Below are 14,563 nucleotides of genomic sequence, written 5' to 3'. Positions count from 1 at the left end.
GCCGGCGTGGACGCGACGGCAGTTGACGGACGGCATCCGGTGGCGGACCCGTACCGGTGTCCCCTGGCGTGATGTGCCGGAACGCCACGGGGCCCGGATCGGGTCTACGACCTGTTCCGGCGTCGGCGGTGCGATGGCACCTGGGCCAGGATCGTCACTCGGCTCCCAGCTCGGGCGGACGCGAAGGGCGTGATCACCTGGGACGGCCGACCACGGTCTCGGACGCTCCCGATGCGGTCCGACCACCAACTCCCAGCCATTCCTAGTCGACTCTGACCACGTACTTGCCCCGCACCCCGCCCGCCTCCAGCGCCCGGTGTGCCGCCGCTGTCTCTTCCAGCGGGAAGACCGTGTCCACCACCGGCCGCAGCTTCCCCTCTGTCACCTGGCGGGCGAGGTCGTCGAAGAGCGCACGTTCGGGGTTGCCGCTGAAGAAGCGCACCCGGCCGCGTCCGTGGACGGCGCTGGCCGCGATGTAGCCCAGCGAGGCGGCGGGCCGCGTCAGGTCGAAGGCGATGGCGACCATGCGTCCGCCGGGCTTCAGCATCCGCCGTACGGTACGCAGGTCGGTGCCCGCCGTGTCGAGGACCACGTCGAACAGTCCCAGTTCCGCGGGCAACACCGTCCGCTGGTCGACGGCGTGATGGGCACCGAGCGTCCGGACGAAGTCGAGGTTGGCAGCGCGGGCCAGAGCCGTGACCTCGGCGCCGTACGCCCGTCCGAGCTGGACGGCGGCGTTGCCGACGCCGCCCGCCGCGCCCCGTACGAGCAGCCGTTCGCCGGCGCGCAGTGCGGCCTTGTCGCGGAGGGCAGTGACGGCCGTGGTGGCCACCGGCAGCGCGGCGGCGGCCACGAGGTCCAGTCCGTCCGGGACCCGGCCGAGCCGCTCGGGCCGTACCGTCACGTACTCGGCGGCGCTGCCGAATCCGGAGGTGCGGCCAAGGATGCCCCACACCTGGTCGCCGACCGCTACGCCGGTCGCGCCGGTGCCGAGTGCGGCGATCTCGCCGGTGAAGTCCAGCCCGATGCGCTGCGGGAACTTCCGGCCGGTGAGGAGGCGGGCCCGACCGGAACGGGCCGCCAGTTCGCCGCCGTTCACGCTGAACGCGCGTACGCGCACGAGGACCTCGCCGGGTGCCGGTCCGGGACGTGGCACCCGGCCCACATACAGCACCTCGGGGCCGCCGAAGCGGTCGAACAGTACGGCTTTCATCGTGCGGTCGTCCATCGTTGCGTTCTCACCTTCGCCACCAGTGACCGTGCGGGGGGATCGTGGCGCCGAGCGTAGGCTGGCAAACGGACGAGATCGTCCACTTGGTCGGAGGTGAGAGACAGCGGTGGGGGATTCCTCTCGGATCGCGGGGCAGGACAGTCTGCGGGCGGACGCCCGGCGCAACCAGCGGCGCATCATCGAGGCTGCCCGTATGGTCTTCGCCGAGCACGGCATCGACGCGCCCATGGCGACCGTGGCCCGACGGGCGGGGGTCGGCGTGGCGACGCTGTACCGGCGTTTCCCGACGCGGGACGCCCTGGTGCGGGCCGCGTTCGCGCACCAGATGGACACCTGTGCTCGGGCGCTCACCGAGGCGCTGGCCGACCCCGATCCGTGGCAGGGCTTCCAGCGACTGGTCGAGACGGTCTGCGAACTGCAACGGGAGGAACGGGGCTTCCCGGCCGCGTTCGTCGCGGCCTTTCCGGACAGCACGCGAGAACACGCGCGGGTACGGGAACAGGCCGAGCGGGACTTCATGACCCTGGTCCGCAGGGCTCAGGCAGCGGGCACACTGCGGGCCGACTTCCACCCCTCCGACCTTGCCGTGGCCCTGTTGTCCCACTGCGGGCTGGTCACCGCACTGCCGGGTGACCGTGCGGCGTCCCGGCGTCTGGTGGCGTACTTGCTCCAGTCGTTCCGCGCCGAGGCGGCCCACGGAGCGCTGCCGGCGCCGAGTTCACTGTCGCTGCGCAGTCTTCCGCTCGCGGTCGACGGCCCGCGGGGACAGCGGCCCTCCAGAGCCTGAAACGGAGCGGCGCCTGCCATGTGAGCCGCCCTTCTTCGGGCGGCCGCGCCACTTTCGAACAGGCCCTAGACGTCCTCGTCGAGATGCCGGCGCAGTTCCGCCGTGACGGCCGGGATCTCCCGGCGGAACGCGGCCTGGTCCAGGCCCTCGTCCGCGACCACGGCGAGCAGCGCCCGCTCTCCTACGGCCGTCACGATCACGTGGCCCGTGCTGCAGCGCGCGCTGATCTCGCGGAGGTGGCCGGTGCCGCCCTGATCGGAGAGGCGGTGGCCCAGAGCGAGGGTCGCCGCCGCGACCGCGGCCATGGACTCGGGGTGGGTCTTGGTCGTGTCGCTCGCCACGACGAGCCCGTCGCTGGTGGCCAGCGTGGTCTCGGTGACTCCCATCACGTTGTCCCGCAGGGCGATGAGGAGGTCGGTCACGGGGTCGCTCATGGCGTCTTCTTCCTGTTTGCGTGCAGGCGGTGGGAGAACGAGGCAGGAGGGGAGCCCGGTGGGGACGTGGCTGCGGGAGCGGGAAGGGCGGTTCAGTCGTGGGGCCGGTGGGCCGGCGCGGAGTTGCGGCCGGGGAGGCGACGCGGGAGTGACGCGGAGTCGAGTGCGGAGGTCGGTGCCATGGCGGAAGGGGCTGTCGCGGACGGTGCGATGCGCGCGGCCGTGCTCGGCCGGCCGTTCGGCGAGGGGGTGTGCGGGCGGACGAGACCGAGGTACAGCAGGTGCCGTAGGTCGATCATGACGGCGAAGAGACCCCGGCCGAGGGCGAAGGCGATGTCCCTCGCCGTCCGGCGTCCGTCCGTGGCGGCCAGGACGGCTCGGTGCCGGGCCGGAAGGCTGTCGACGGGTTCGGGGAGGTGCGCGGTGGACGCCGGCTGCATACGGGTGCGGGCCAGAGCGGCGACCGAACCGGGCTCCCCGGCAAGGAAGTTGACACGTCGGGACACTTCGCCGAGGAGCCGCTCGGGGGTGACGCCGGCATTGCGGTACAACGCCGGTACGGGGTCGGTGACTTCCCAGTTGTCGGGTACGGCGAGGGAGAGCGCGAAGGCGGCGTCGAAGAGCGCGCCGAGGCTGATGACCTCCAGCTCGCCGGCGCCCACGAGCCCCCGGTCCACGAGTTCGGCGGCGAGGTGTTCATGGGTGGTGTCGCTGGCGCGGACCGCTGACCACGCCTGCTCATCGATCCGGCCCGATCTGAGCAGCAGTCCCTCGATGCCCGGTGCGCCAGGGGTCTCCATGGCCACCACGAGGCCGTCGCGCACGTGGATCGAGCCGCCGGGGGTGCCGGTCACGACCACGGTGCAGGATCGCTGTTGGGCGCGGAGTGTCGCCAACAGGGCGGGAACGTTGCGGGAGTCGGCGAGCGGTTCCTCGGTACCTTGCGTCATGCCAGCAACTCGTCGGCGTGCAGCCTCAGTTCGCGCAGCGCCGAGCTGAGGTTCGTGCGGTCGCGGTCGACGGTCGCGCACAGCAGCAGGGGATCGCCCTGCCGCGGGAGCCGGATCGTCACGAGATGCCGGGTGGAGGTCGTCACGATGATGCTCTCCAACTCCCCTGACGCGCCTGCCCGAACGAGGCGGGTGCGGGCCAATTCCGCTATTTCGCAGGAGTCCTGACCGGCACTCATATCCCCCGACTCCGCATAGGAGAGGCCGGTGACGGCATCGAGTACCGCGGCTCCGCTGATGCCGGGCGTGGTCAGGGCGCGGCCCAGTGCGGCGTCGAGCGATGACAAAGGTCCCCCCTTCAGTCACTCCGGCGAGCAGACTACTTTATTTGCCAACTATCGCAACTCTGACCAAAGATGGTGTTGTCTGATACCCGCACGGCTCGCATTGAGACCGTTTTCGTGGCGAGATGCCGAATCTCGCCGGGGTGAGGGGAACGAGGCACCACGTGAACATTGAGGCGACACTCAAGGAAGCGATGACTATCGACGGGGCCCTGGGGGCGTCCCTGGTCGACTACGAGAGCGGCATGACGCTGGGGGCGCTGGGCGGCGGGCCGCATCTGGACCTGGAGGTCGCGGGGGCGGGCAACACCGAGGTCGTGCGGGCCAAGCAGCGCACGCTGAAGGCCATCAACGTCGACGACCGGATCGAGGACATCCTGATAACCCTCGGCCAGCAGTACCACCTGATCAGGCCGCTGTCGAGCACACGCGGCTCGCTCTTCCTGTATCTCGCGCTGGACCGCGAGCGCAGCAATCTGGCGCTGGCGAGGCATAACCTCAAGCGGCTCGAGTCCAGCCTGGAGGTATAAACGCCTTGAGGCATATGACAATTGAGTAGTTGTGACGTCGGTCCGGTCTCGGTTGGGCAATATGCACCGAGACCGGCCGGCTCTTGGGGGTGCCGTATTCCCGGACATCAGGTGGCGGTTGAAGCGGCTTAATTGTCTAGTCCACTCATGTCTAGTCCATTATCGAGCTCTCGCTCGGCCGAGCCGTCTTTCCGTTTCGCCGGGCGGACCGGCAGAAGTACCGCGGACGGGTGTTCCGGGTCGTGGAACACCTCCTGGTTCCCGGCGCGGAGAGTCGTGGCCGTCGCCCTGGGTTCGCCGGTGCCCGGATTGCGGTTGTAGCGGGGGAAGGCACCGCTGGACACCTGGACCCGGATGCGGTGACCGCGCCGGAAGCAGTGGGCCGTCGGCCACAGCCGTACCGTCGCGCGGGAGGTCCGGTCGGCGCCGGTCAGACCGACCAGGCCGTCGCACACGTTCGTCGAGCGGCCCCTGGCGTCCACGTCGCACAGCCGGACGAACACATCCGCGTGGGCCAGGCTGGAGCGGAACCAGATCTCGGCGCCGACCTCACCGATCACCTCGACATCCGTGTCCAGTACGGGAGTTGTGTAGGTCAGCACGTCCGGCCGGGCTTCGAGTCCGACGTTGTCGACGGGGCCGCCCTTCACGCCGAGGGCCAGGCGTACCCCGCCGACGGCCGGAGTCGGGTCCGCCGGGTCGTAGCGGTAGCCGTCCGGGGCGGACTCGTCCGGCGGGTCGCTGGACAGGGCGCCGCCCGGGTGGAGGTGGAAGCGCCGCGGTGTGTACCCGGGCGGCGGCCAGGAGGGGAAGTCGCGCCAGGCCTCCTCGCCCATCACGAACAGGCGGACCGGGGCGCGCTCCGCCGGCTGCTCGCCGCGGGCGTGGGCGAGACCGAAGCCGAGGGCCTCGCCGACTGCCGTGACACCCACGCCCCGGGAGGTGTGCGTCCACGGGCCGACCGTGAGCCGGGCCTGTCGTCCGGCCGCCTGGAGGGCCTGGTGGTCCCGGAGTTGGCCGGGCAGGCAGATGTCGTACCAGCCGCCGACCGAACTCACCGGTACGGCGACTTCGGCCACCCGGTGACTGTGGTCGAGCCGCGCCCATCGCGGCGTACCGGCGTCGTGGGCGAGAACGTCCTGGATGTAGGCGGACCGCTGCCCCATGGCGGCGACATCGGCCTCGCCGAGCGGCAGCGTCGACATGGCGCGGCGCACCCGTCCCGCCCCCAGGAGCTGGCGCGGTATCGCCCACCGGCGCTCCTGTCCTGCGACCAGGACGCCCCAGCCGAACGGTGTCTCCAGGGAGAACCCGTCCTCGCGGAGGAACTCCAGGCTGAGCGCCGACTCCGACACCGCCGGGATCATCGCCCTTACCTGCGGCGGCAGTTGGTCGGCCATGGCCCACTGGACGAAGCCGAGGTAGCTCATGCCGTACAGCACCATCGCCCCGCCGAACCAGGGCTGCCCGATCACCCAGTCCACGGTGTCGAGCCCGTCCTCGCGCTCGCCCCGCATCGGGTCGAAGGTGCCGCCGGAGCCGAACGTCCCGCGTGTGCTCTGGATCAGCACCTGGAACCCCCGCTCGGCCAACGGCCGGACCATCGGCCCCGCGGCCATGCCCGCCCTGCCGTAGGGGATCCGCAGGAGCGCGGTCGGCAGGCCGTCGCCACCGGACCTCGGCCTCCAGCGGTCGGCCAGCAGGACGGCCCCGTCCCGCATCGGCACCCGTAGATCGTGGTCGACGGCCACGTCACGGGTGAGGGGCGGGGGAAGACGCAGGAGGCGCTGAGTGAGGTGACTGCCCAGGTTCATAGGTGTCTCCTCCGTCAACTCCGGTGCAGGAGGTCGATGTTACGGCGGGTCAGATCAGTCCGGCCCGTATGGCGTACGAGACGGCGTGCGCGCGATTGCGTGCCCGCAGGCGTTTCATCGCGCCGTAGAGGATGTAGCGCACCGTGCGCTCGGAGTAGGAGAGTTCCGTCGCGATCTCGTCGCACTGTCTTCCCTCGGCTATCAGACGCAGGACGGCCACTTCGCGCGTGCTCAGGGGCGCCCGGTTCCGGGAAGGGGCGGCGGTCTGTGTGGCGTGTGCTGCGTTCCCGTTCTCGCCCGCCACGGCACGCACCGTGCGGACGAAGACGTCCGGGCTGCAGAAGTCCCACCACACCACGGCGCGAACGCCCCGGTGCCGGGCCGCCGACACGTCGGCCTGCCACCGCTCGCTGACGACCACCAGGAAGCGTGCGCCCGGTTGGTCGCTCAGGCTGGGGAGCAGGTCCAGGACGGAGGCGTCCGCCACCTCCACGGCGACCACGATCGCGTCGGCCTCCCGGATCCTGTCCCGCGGCACCTCGCGCAGCCGCGGCTCCATGGCGACGAAGCCGGCCAGTCCGGCGCGGATCAGGGGAGCGGGGGCGTGGATCGCCACGCGCAGGCTCCCGCCGAGTACTTGCTGAGGCATGTGCCCCCCAACTCGCGACTGAGGTCGTCCATGTGGTTCGGGAGGACGATGGTGTCACCGGCGAAGATCACGCATGCGCGCCAGCGGCCCGGCGCGCGTGAGCGGAGGGAAACCTGGCGCGAGTTGCCGAGGCGACCCGAGCGTCACGACGGCTTCGGGCGGAAGATCCCCCCCAACTCCCTGTACGGACCGGCAAGGTTGGCGGTTTCGCCTTTCACCGGAAACAGCGGGCGGGCGACGATGCCGGGGGAAGCGCGTTTTCGCGCCCTTCGGACACCGGTCCGCTTCGCCGTCGGCGTTCCACGCCGACGGCCGGCGCCCCCATGGGCCGGTGCCTGTCTCTGACAACTTCTAGCAACAAAGGTGGCCGCATGATCGCGTCCATTGCCCTGTGCGTGGGGCTCGGCCTGTTCCTGATCGGGGCCGCGCTCTTCCGGCGGAGGCGCAACTCCTCCTCGGCACAGGCCCGTTCAGGGGTGTCGGGCTCCAGCCGCAAGGCGCTCGAAACGGTCGCGCTGGGCCTGCGGGCCGTGGCCGCGGGGCGTCCGCGGGGCGAGCGCCCGCTGCCGGACATCCACGTCGTCGTCCACTCGGGGCAGAAACTGACCCTACGGCTCGCCGAGGCGGACGACGACGCTCCGGCCCCCTGGACCGCGGACGTCTCCGGGAAGGAGTGGTCCGTCGACGCGGCTCGGCTGCGGCGTGGAGCCAACGCGGGAGACGGGCTCGTCCATCCGTACTCCCTGACCGTCACCCTCGGCCTCCACCGGGGCGAGCGCATGCTGGTCGACCTCTCCCGGCTGAGCGGGCCGATCGCCCTGACCGGAGACGACAACGATGTCCTCCTCCTGGCGCAGGCCCTCATCTCCGAAGTGGTCTCGGGGCCGGTCGGGACCCACGCCACGGTCGTCCTGGTGGGCTCGGCGGCGACCCCCTCGGTGACCGACGGACTGGCCGCGCGATCGGCCCGCCTGCACACCGCGACCACCCGGGGCGAGGCACTGGCCGTGGGGGAGAACATGGTGCCCGGACAGCGCGGGGGACCGTCGGCCCTGCAGACCCTGCACATGGGCAGGGACCGCGGCACCGCCGACTCCCGGACCTGCGCCCGCCGGCTCTTCGTGGTCACCGCGGCCCAGTACCGCAACGAGCGGTGGGGCGACACTCCGCTGCGCGGGACCGACGCGCTGCTGGTGCTCGGCTACATCCCCGCCCTGGAATGGAACCTTCAGGTGAAGCCCGACGGCTCCCTGCTCACCGGCCGGCTCGGTGTACCCGTCGACACGCACGCTGCCCGCCTCGACTGACCCGGCGGACAACGCCCTTGGGCCGGCGGCCCGCTCCGTCACGGCCGCCGCGCTCCGCCCGGACCCGGCACGGGACCGCCCGCCCTGGAGGGCGTACCGTTCGGCACCACAACGCGGCGGGCGAGGCTGCCGTCCAGCCAGGCCGCGGCCAGTTCCACCCGGGAGCGGCACCCGGTACGGCGGAAGAGCCCGCTGAGCCGCCGCTCCACGGTCTTCTCGCTCCACGCGAGCCGCGCCGCGATCTGCCGGTTGGTCGCCCCCTCGCTGACCAGCGCGGTCAGCCGGACGTCCTCGTCGCCGAACTCGTCCTTGGCCGGACGCGTCCTCGGCAGGCCGAAGGTCCGCCGACGCGTCATGTGACCGAGCGTCGTACGGGTGGCGCGCCCGATCCCCAGCGACTGCGCGATCCGCGAGGCCTCGGCCAGCCACGGTCCGGACTCGTCGCCGATCTCCATCAGGCACAGACAGCAGAGCAGGCACAGGTACGCGTCGCCCCGTCGGCGTACCGACCGCAGGGCCGCCAGCGCGCTGTCCGCGTCGCCGTGCACCAGGCCGCGCCCGATGAGCACCGCCTCGTGCGTCATGGGGGAACCCACCACCGCGTGCAGCGCCTCCAGTTCGTCCAGCGCCTGGGGCATGGCCTGCGGCAGGCCCGCCACCAGGGCGAAGGAGATGTACCGCAGCAGCACCTTCTCCGTGCCCGCGTGCAGACCCTGCTCGCGAGCCCGTCGTACGTCCCTGAGAGCCGCCGCCAGCGCCTCCTCCCGCTGACCCGACCAGTACCGCACGCCCAGCCTGGCCCAGGCGACCAGCGGATGCGACACGGCCTCCGGAATCAGCTCGATCCAGAACCGGGCGAGGCCCAACTCCCCGCGCGTGCAATGGATTTCGGCGGCGAGGGCCCGGGCGGGCTGTGCCGCGCCGACCGTCGTGTCCCGGGTCCGGCCGCGCGCCTCGATCCGGCGGGCCGACACCAGGGCCTGGTCCCAGTCACCGTCGAGGTAGTCGCGGAGCATGGCGTGGTACCAGGCGGCGGTGCTGTTCCCCGCCCCGGTGTACCGGTCACCGAGCACGGCGGCCAGGGCACCGGCGAGGTCCGCGTGGACGGCCGCGTTCCGCAGCCGGTCCAGGTCCGGTGGGCCGGCCGCATCGGGTGGCAGGGTGCGCAGAGCGGCCGAGAGCCCGTCGTGGCTGCCCGCGGCGGCTGCCAGCAGCCGTACTTCCGGGCCGGACGGCAGCGGCCCGGAGCCCTTCCGCCGCCCGGCGGCCGACGCCCGGTGCGTCTCACCCCGCGGCGGGGACGGCAGTGGACCGAGCCCGAACGGACCGGCCAGTTCCGCGAGTTCGGCCATGGCGGGCAGCGGATCCCGGACGGCGTCGAGGTACGGCAACCGGTGTTCGTGCAGCGTCGCCAGGGCCCATACCTCGGCCACGAAGTCCAGCGAGTCCCGGTCCTGCGCCCCGGCCGGTGCCGTGGTCAGGCGGGCGAGCAGCGGTTCGCCCAGCGCCAGCGCACCGGAGTGGTCGGTGTGACGCAGGCTCAACTCGGCAGACTCGCGCAGCACTTGGGGTGTCCGGTGGTCGTACGGCGGCAGGCGTCGCAGCGCGGACGCGTAGGCGCGCACCGATCGGGGCCAGTCCGTCCTGGCATCCGCACGGGCCGCCGCGAGCAGCACGTCCACCGCGAGGACGTCGTCCAACTCGGCCCCGGCGGCCGTCACATGGTCGGCCAGCCGGGGATAGCAGCTGCCCGCCGTGTCCGCGCCCAGCCGATCCGTCAACGACCTGGTGATCAGGGCGTGCAGCGACGACACGTCATGGTGGGTGGGCAGGGCGCGCAGTGCCGCCGCGAGCGCCGGCACGGCGAACGCCATCCGGCCGTCCTTGTCCACGGTCAGCGTCCCGTCCCTGACCAGCGGGGTGACCGCTCGGTCGACGAGGCCGGCCCGGCGCGGGCCCCCCGGCTTCAGCCGGAGCAGATCGTCCAGCCGCACCTCGGCCTGTAGGACACTGCGGGCCACCGCCGCCGCGGCATCCAGACCGTCGGCGTCCGGCGGGGAACCGGGCCAGCAGAGCCGGCTCAACTCCCTTGCGTCCGTGGCGAGTCGCAGCGCGCGCTCCGGCTCCGTCAGGCACACATGGCCGTCCAGTTCCAGGAGGTCGCCGTGCTCGTCCATCGCGTCGAGCAGCGACAGTACGGCCGCGGGGGTGCCCGCCATCGGGCCCAGCGCGGCCAGCACCGCTGTCACGAGGGCCGGCTCGACCGGGCGGCCGAGCCGCCGTACGACGAGGGCCTCGATGTCCTCGGGCCGCAGCGGCGGGAGTTCGAGCAGCCGGTCGGCCGCGGCCGTCAGCGGGGAGGCGCCGTCGGCGGCGGGGCGGACCGGTCGGCCGGCCATCACCATCGGTACCCCGGCCGGGCGGAAGACGCGCAGCAGCAGGCCGAGGGCGGACGCCGTCGGGCGCGGCATCCGTTCGACGTCGTCGACCACCACCGCGAAGGGGATGCGGGCCGCCGCGTCCGTAAGAATCTCGCTCAGGACGGACAGCAGGGCCAACTCGCCGTCCTGGCCGGTTGATTGGAGCCGGATCCGGCGGACGGCGCCGACCCGGACCGGGCTGCGGCGGTCGTGGAACTTGGCGAGCACCGAATGGACGCCGTCGGCCAGCGCCTCCGCGCCGGGCGCGCTCTCCCCGTCGTGACAGCGCAGCCGTAGGACATGGGCGCCTTCCTCGGCCGCCGCTCGCCGGGCCTGTTCCAACAGGGTGGTCTTGCCCGTCCCCGGACCACCGACGATCAGGAGGGTGCGGGCCGGGGCGCCGGTGGACAACAACGTCCGCGTCATGTCGCGGAGTTCGCTGTCCCTGCCAATGACGAGGTCTCCTTCCTGCACGTCCACTTCCTTCCGGGGTCGGTGTTCCGTGCGTGAACTGCCAACGGGAGCACGCGAGTTGGTGATGGTGTGGGGGGTCGACCGTGTGACGGAAGCGGTCATGTGAATGTGATCATAATGTGGATGCGGGGCTGGTTTCCGAACGTACGGCCGACCGGAGACGCCAGGAACACCCGGGCCGGGTCGATGAAGAGAGCGCGGTGGACCATGACCGTTCCGTCCGGGAACCCGTGGCTCGTGCGCGGTCGGACGGCTGTCGGTGATTGTCCGGTCGGCCGCGAGCGGGAGTTGGACGAGGGCCACGGCCTGCTGACGGACAAGGGAGGGCCGCGACTTGTCCTGGTCCGGGGCGAACGAGGCACCGGGCGCACCGTGTTCATGAACACGATCGCTCAACGACTGCGCGGGAACGGGGAGTTGGTGCGCTCCGTGAGCTGCGTTCCCGGTGACGGCGCGCGGCCCTTCCTGTTGGCGCTGCGGCTCGTCATGGTGCTGGAGGAGCGCCGGCCCGCGGAGGCGTTGCGTGCGGCCGGGCGGCGCGACGAGGTGACGATGGCCGCACTGCTGCGCGCCGCTCTGGCGCGGGCCGTGTCGGTGGTCGTGGTGCTGGACGACCTCCAGTACGCCGACCCCGACTCGCTGGCCCTGCTCGGCAGGATCGACCTCACCGGGGTGGCGTCCGGTGTCCGGCTGTTGGCCTCGGCCGTGGGGTGCGGCGGGAGTGCATCCGGTGCGGGGCGGGTCGTAGACGAGAGCCAGGTCTTACGGCGGGACCGTGTCGGCGGAACCGTGGATGAACTGGCCGCCGCTCAGGGGGCCCGCACCATCGTGCTGACCCGCCTCGGGCCCGAGCAGATCGTCGCCATGGTGGCGCGGCGGTTGGGGGCGACTCCCGACACCGGTCTCGTCCGGCGCGTGCGCGCCCTCACCCACGGGCTGCCCGGGGCGGTCGACGCCCTGCTCACCGGGTGGACACGGCAAGGGGCGATCAAGGTCGCGGACGGCCACGCCTTCGTCGGGGCGCGGACGTCGACGCCGGTGCTGCCGGACGGCGACCGGTTCATGCGGGCGCTGGACGTGCTGGGCGAACCGTGCCGCACGGTGGCGGGCGCCCTCAGTGTCCTGTGCCCCCTCGGCGCGCGGGTCGTGGTGCTGATCGCGGGGTCGGTCGGGCTGTCCGTCAGCGAAGTCCGGGCCGCCGTAAGGGACTTGGCCGGTGCGGGGATCGTCGAGGAGCTGTCCGGGACCGACGGTGGTATGGCAGAGGGGTGGACGTTCGGGGTTCCGCTGGTGGCACATGCCCTCCGTGAGCGGCTCGGGCCGCTGGAGCGCAGTCGGCTGTCGGCGTCCGCCGTGGAGACACTGTGGGCGGACGAGGACGCGGGGGCGAAACCGCCGACGATCGTCGGACTCGACGAGGCGGACGCGGTGGCCTACCGGGCGGACCGGATCGCGGAAGCGGGGACTCTGGTCGAACGGGACCGTGCGGTAAGGGAGTTGACGGCCGCGGCGGAGCGTCTGCATCCCGACTCCGAGGGCAGGGGAGTGCTCCGCTGGTGCCAGGCGGCGGGCCACCTCGTCGAGCGTCCCGCCGACCGGGTCCCGGCCCTTCAGCGGTACGCCGTCGCCGCCTACTTCGCCGGGGACTTCCGGACCGCGCGGACCATCGCCGAGTCGATCCTGCGCGACCGCCCGGACATCCTCGGCCGGCTCGAACTCCAGGAGACCGCGACCCTGTTCACCGTGGCGACGGCCAACGACCTCGACTGGCGGGCACTTTCGCGACTGGCCACGGAACAGTGGTGGGACGAACTGCGATTGCCGATCCTGGCCGCCATCACCGGCCGGGCACTGGCCCTGTGTCTGCTGGCGAGATGGCGTGAGGCGCTTGATCTCCTGGTACGGACCGAACCGGTGTGGAACACCGACGTCCGTGCCGCCGCCAACCCCCGCAGTTTCCGGGCCGCGGCGGAACTGGCGCTGGGCCGGCCGGAGCGGTTCAGACGCTCACTGGCCCTTCCGGAAGCGCCGCACATCGGCCCCGACCACGCTTACACACTGACCGTCGCCAAGTTCGACGAGTTGCTCAACGGCGGTGACCTGCACGCGGGCGAGGCCCTTCTGGCGGCTCAGGGCCTGTCCCCCCAACTCCTGCCCCGACACAGCCAGTTCCTCCGGCACCACCTCCGGGGCGAGTGGGGCGAGGCGCTGGAACCGGCCCGCTGGATGCTGGCGAACAACGGGATCCACACGGCGGCGATCGACCACTACGTGGTTCCCGCGCGGACCGCGGCGATCCTCCTCGCCCGGGGCCGCGTCACGAGCGCCCGCCGCCTGATCGACAGCGTGCGCGCCGAGGGGGAGGGCCCGCCGGAGTACTCACTGGACTCATGTGAAGCGGAGCTGCTGCGGACCCTCGGTGATCCGGCCGGTGCCGAGAAGACACTGCGGCGCGGACTGGAGGCGGCGGAGGCACACGGGCAGATCGCCGGTACCGACGAACTCTGGGCTTGCCTCGCCGAGTTGCTTGCGGACTCGGGGCGCACGGCCGAGGCGGTCACGTGCCTTCAACGCCTGGAACGGATCTCCGACCGGACGGGCTCCGGACAGACACGGCTCAGGTATCTCACGGCATCGGCCCGGGTCCTGCGGCCGGACAGTCCCGTCACCGCCGGGGAGAACGCGCGGGAGGCCGTCGGACTGGCACGCTCGCGCAGTCAGCCGTTCGAGACGGCGGTGACCCTCGTCGCCGCCGTCGGCGCGGGCGGCGGCCCACCCGCACTGCTGCGGGAGGCGTACGAACTCTTCGGTGAGAGCGGTGCCGTACTGGAGCGTTTCCACACCCGGGCCGCCCTGCGCGCGGCCGGGATCACCGTGCCCGGCCGCAGACAAGCCACCGTCGAGAGCGAGCAGTTGCTCGCGACCCTGATCGCCGAAGGCCTGACCAACCGTCAGATCGCCACGGTGCTGCGGCTCACCGAGGACGCGGTCGCCAACCGGCTGTCCCGGCTGTTCGCCCGCACCGGACTGCGGTCCCGCACCGAAGTGGTCACGGCCGTCCTCACCGGCTACGGCGCTGGGCTCGGCACCGAGGCGTAGGCTCCGGCGCTCGGTCGGGCGTGACGCGGAAGCGCGGGAGATCGTACGTCCCCCGCGCTTGGGCAGGAGCCTCACGCACGGTGTCGGGCCGTGGCCGGCTTGCGGCGGTTCGCCATGAGGCCGCCCGCCGCGCCCAGCGAGACCAGGCCCATGCCGGTTGCGGTTGCGAGGCCCTTCACCCCGTCCATGGTCAAGTAACAGACCACGGCCACACCGCCGTTGAACAGGAACAGGAACCACAGTGTCGAGGACTTCGACAGGAACGCCTTGATCTTCGGCTTCTTCGCGATGCGGGAGCCCGCCAGCATCGAGACGGCGATCCCGGCGTAGGTGGCCACGCTCTTCTGCGTGCCGTCGAGGACGGCACCGGAGGCGGTGCTCGCGACGAGGCCGCCCACGAAGAACGACCAGAGCAGCAGATCGGCGACGGCCGACCTCGCGGCGGTGAGCTGGGGCTTCACGGGATTTTCCTTCGTGGTGGGGGACGGTGCGGGACTCTTTCGATCTCTACGGACCACGATTCC

13 protein-coding genes are annotated in these 14,563 nt (G+C 72.0%); 5 read left to right on the top strand and 8 right to left on the bottom strand.

Going from position 1 to position 14,563, the window contains the following annotated elements; translation table 11 throughout:
* The first annotated feature begins 22 nt into the window (after positions 1–22).
* On the top strand, positions 23–193 hold the full coding sequence (locus OG504_RS02695) for a hypothetical protein (RefSeq protein WP_405988215.1): 171 nt from the start codon (positions 23–25) through the stop codon (positions 191–193).
* A gap of 69 nt (positions 194–262) precedes the next feature.
* Here the strand turns inward: OG504_RS02695 and OG504_RS02690 are convergent, their stop codons facing one another.
* Complete coding sequence (locus tag OG504_RS02690) at positions 263–1,228, bottom strand: NAD(P)-dependent alcohol dehydrogenase (protein ID WP_405988214.1); 966 nt, start codon at positions 1,226–1,228, stop codon at positions 263–265.
* A gap of 109 nt (positions 1,229–1,337) precedes the next feature.
* Between OG504_RS02690 and OG504_RS02685 the strand changes: the two genes are divergently transcribed.
* Entirely contained in the window at positions 1,338–2,018 is a 681-nt protein-coding gene (locus OG504_RS02685; protein WP_405988213.1) for a TetR/AcrR family transcriptional regulator, read from the top strand.
* 65 nt (positions 2,019–2,083) lie between these two features.
* Here the strand turns inward: OG504_RS02685 and OG504_RS02680 are convergent, their stop codons facing one another.
* From OG504_RS02680 to OG504_RS02670, 3 genes are all read right to left on the bottom strand, one after another.
* Positions 2,084–2,452: a roadblock/LC7 domain-containing protein gene (locus OG504_RS02680; protein ID WP_405988212.1), complete on the bottom strand. Its 369-nt coding sequence runs from the start codon at positions 2,450–2,452 to the stop codon at positions 2,084–2,086.
* A 92-nt stretch (positions 2,453–2,544) separates the two neighbouring features.
* Positions 2,545–3,402, bottom strand: coding sequence for a hypothetical protein (locus OG504_RS02675; protein WP_405988211.1), 858 nt, complete (start codon positions 3,400–3,402; stop codon positions 2,545–2,547).
* Entirely contained in the window at positions 3,399–3,749 is a 351-nt protein-coding gene (locus OG504_RS02670) for a hypothetical protein (RefSeq protein ID WP_405988210.1), read from the bottom strand. Before OG504_RS02670 ends, OG504_RS02675 begins: the two co-directional genes overlap by 4 nt.
* Positions 3,750–3,910: 161 nt before the next feature.
* On the opposite strand from OG504_RS02670, the gene OG504_RS02665 reads away from it, so the two are divergent.
* Positions 3,911–4,276: a hypothetical protein gene (locus tag OG504_RS02665; protein ID WP_405988209.1), complete on the top strand. Its 366-nt coding sequence runs from the start codon at positions 3,911–3,913 to the stop codon at positions 4,274–4,276.
* Between the two features lie 128 nt (positions 4,277–4,404).
* Here OG504_RS02665 and OG504_RS02660 read toward each other — a convergent pair whose 3' ends face one another.
* Both OG504_RS02660 and OG504_RS02655 read right to left on the bottom strand, forming a co-directional pair.
* On the bottom strand, positions 4,405–6,090 hold the full coding sequence (locus tag OG504_RS02660; protein WP_405988208.1) for a CocE/NonD family hydrolase: 1,686 nt from the start codon (positions 6,088–6,090) through the stop codon (positions 4,405–4,407).
* Positions 6,091–6,139: 49 nt separating this feature from the next.
* A complete protein-coding gene (locus tag OG504_RS02655) occupies positions 6,140–6,739 on the bottom strand; it encodes a response regulator transcription factor (RefSeq protein WP_405988207.1) in 600 nt (199 codons plus the stop codon).
* Positions 6,740–7,110: 371 nt separating this feature from the next.
* Here OG504_RS02655 and OG504_RS02650 point away from each other — a divergent pair, with 371 nt between their 5' ends.
* A complete protein-coding gene (locus tag OG504_RS02650; RefSeq protein WP_405988206.1) occupies positions 7,111–8,046 on the top strand; it encodes a hypothetical protein in 936 nt (311 codons plus the stop codon).
* 38 nt (positions 8,047–8,084) lie between these two features.
* On the opposite strand, the gene OG504_RS02645 is transcribed toward OG504_RS02650, so the two are convergent.
* A complete protein-coding gene (locus OG504_RS02645) occupies positions 8,085–10,940 on the bottom strand; it encodes an AAA family ATPase (RefSeq protein ID WP_405988205.1) in 2,856 nt (951 codons plus the stop codon).
* 207 nt (positions 10,941–11,147) lie between these two features.
* Between OG504_RS02645 and OG504_RS02640 the strand changes: the two genes are divergently transcribed.
* The gene (locus OG504_RS02640; protein WP_405988204.1) at positions 11,148–14,039 is read left to right on the top strand and encodes an AAA family ATPase; all 2,892 of its coding nucleotides are present in this window, start codon (positions 11,148–11,150) and stop codon (positions 14,037–14,039) included.
* Positions 14,040–14,110: 71 nt separating this feature from the next.
* On the opposite strand, the gene OG504_RS02635 is transcribed toward OG504_RS02640, so the two are convergent.
* Positions 14,111–14,500 (bottom strand): hypothetical protein, encoded by a 390-nt coding sequence (locus OG504_RS02635; RefSeq protein WP_405988203.1) that lies wholly within the window; start codon positions 14,498–14,500, stop codon positions 14,111–14,113.
* Positions 14,501–14,563 lie beyond the last annotated feature (63 nt).

Origin of the sequence: Streptomyces sp. NBC_00986 (genome assembly GCF_045162565.1) — a bacterium.
Classification (GTDB): Bacteria; Actinomycetota; Actinomycetes; order Streptomycetales; family Streptomycetaceae; genus Streptomyces.
Note: the sequence above shows the minus strand (reverse complement) of the source record. Positions and strands in the feature narration are given on the sequence as shown.

Bases quoted from the DNA above. Each gene is read 5' to 3' on its own strand.
- OG504_RS02660 (WP_405988208.1), bottom strand. From the start codon at position 6,090: ATGAACCTGGGCAGTCACCTCACTCAGCGCCTCCTGCGTCTTCCCCCG.
- OG504_RS02680 (WP_405988212.1), bottom strand. From the start codon at position 2,452: ATGAGCGACCCCGTGACCGACCTCCTCATCGCCCTGCGGGACAACGTG.
- OG504_RS02640 (WP_405988204.1), top strand. From the start codon at position 11,148: ATGACCGTTCCGTCCGGGAACCCGTGGCTCGTGCGCGGTCGGACGGCT.
- OG504_RS02655 (WP_405988207.1), bottom strand. From the start codon at position 6,739: ATGCCTCAGCAAGTACTCGGCGGGAGCCTGCGCGTGGCGATCCACGCC.
- OG504_RS02690 (WP_405988214.1), bottom strand. From the start codon at position 1,228: ATGGACGACCGCACGATGAAAGCCGTACTGTTCGACCGCTTCGGCGGC.
- OG504_RS02650 (WP_405988206.1), top strand. From the start codon at position 7,111: ATGATCGCGTCCATTGCCCTGTGCGTGGGGCTCGGCCTGTTCCTGATC.
- OG504_RS02675 (WP_405988211.1), bottom strand. From the start codon at position 3,402: ATGACGCAAGGTACCGAGGAACCGCTCGCCGACTCCCGCAACGTTCCC.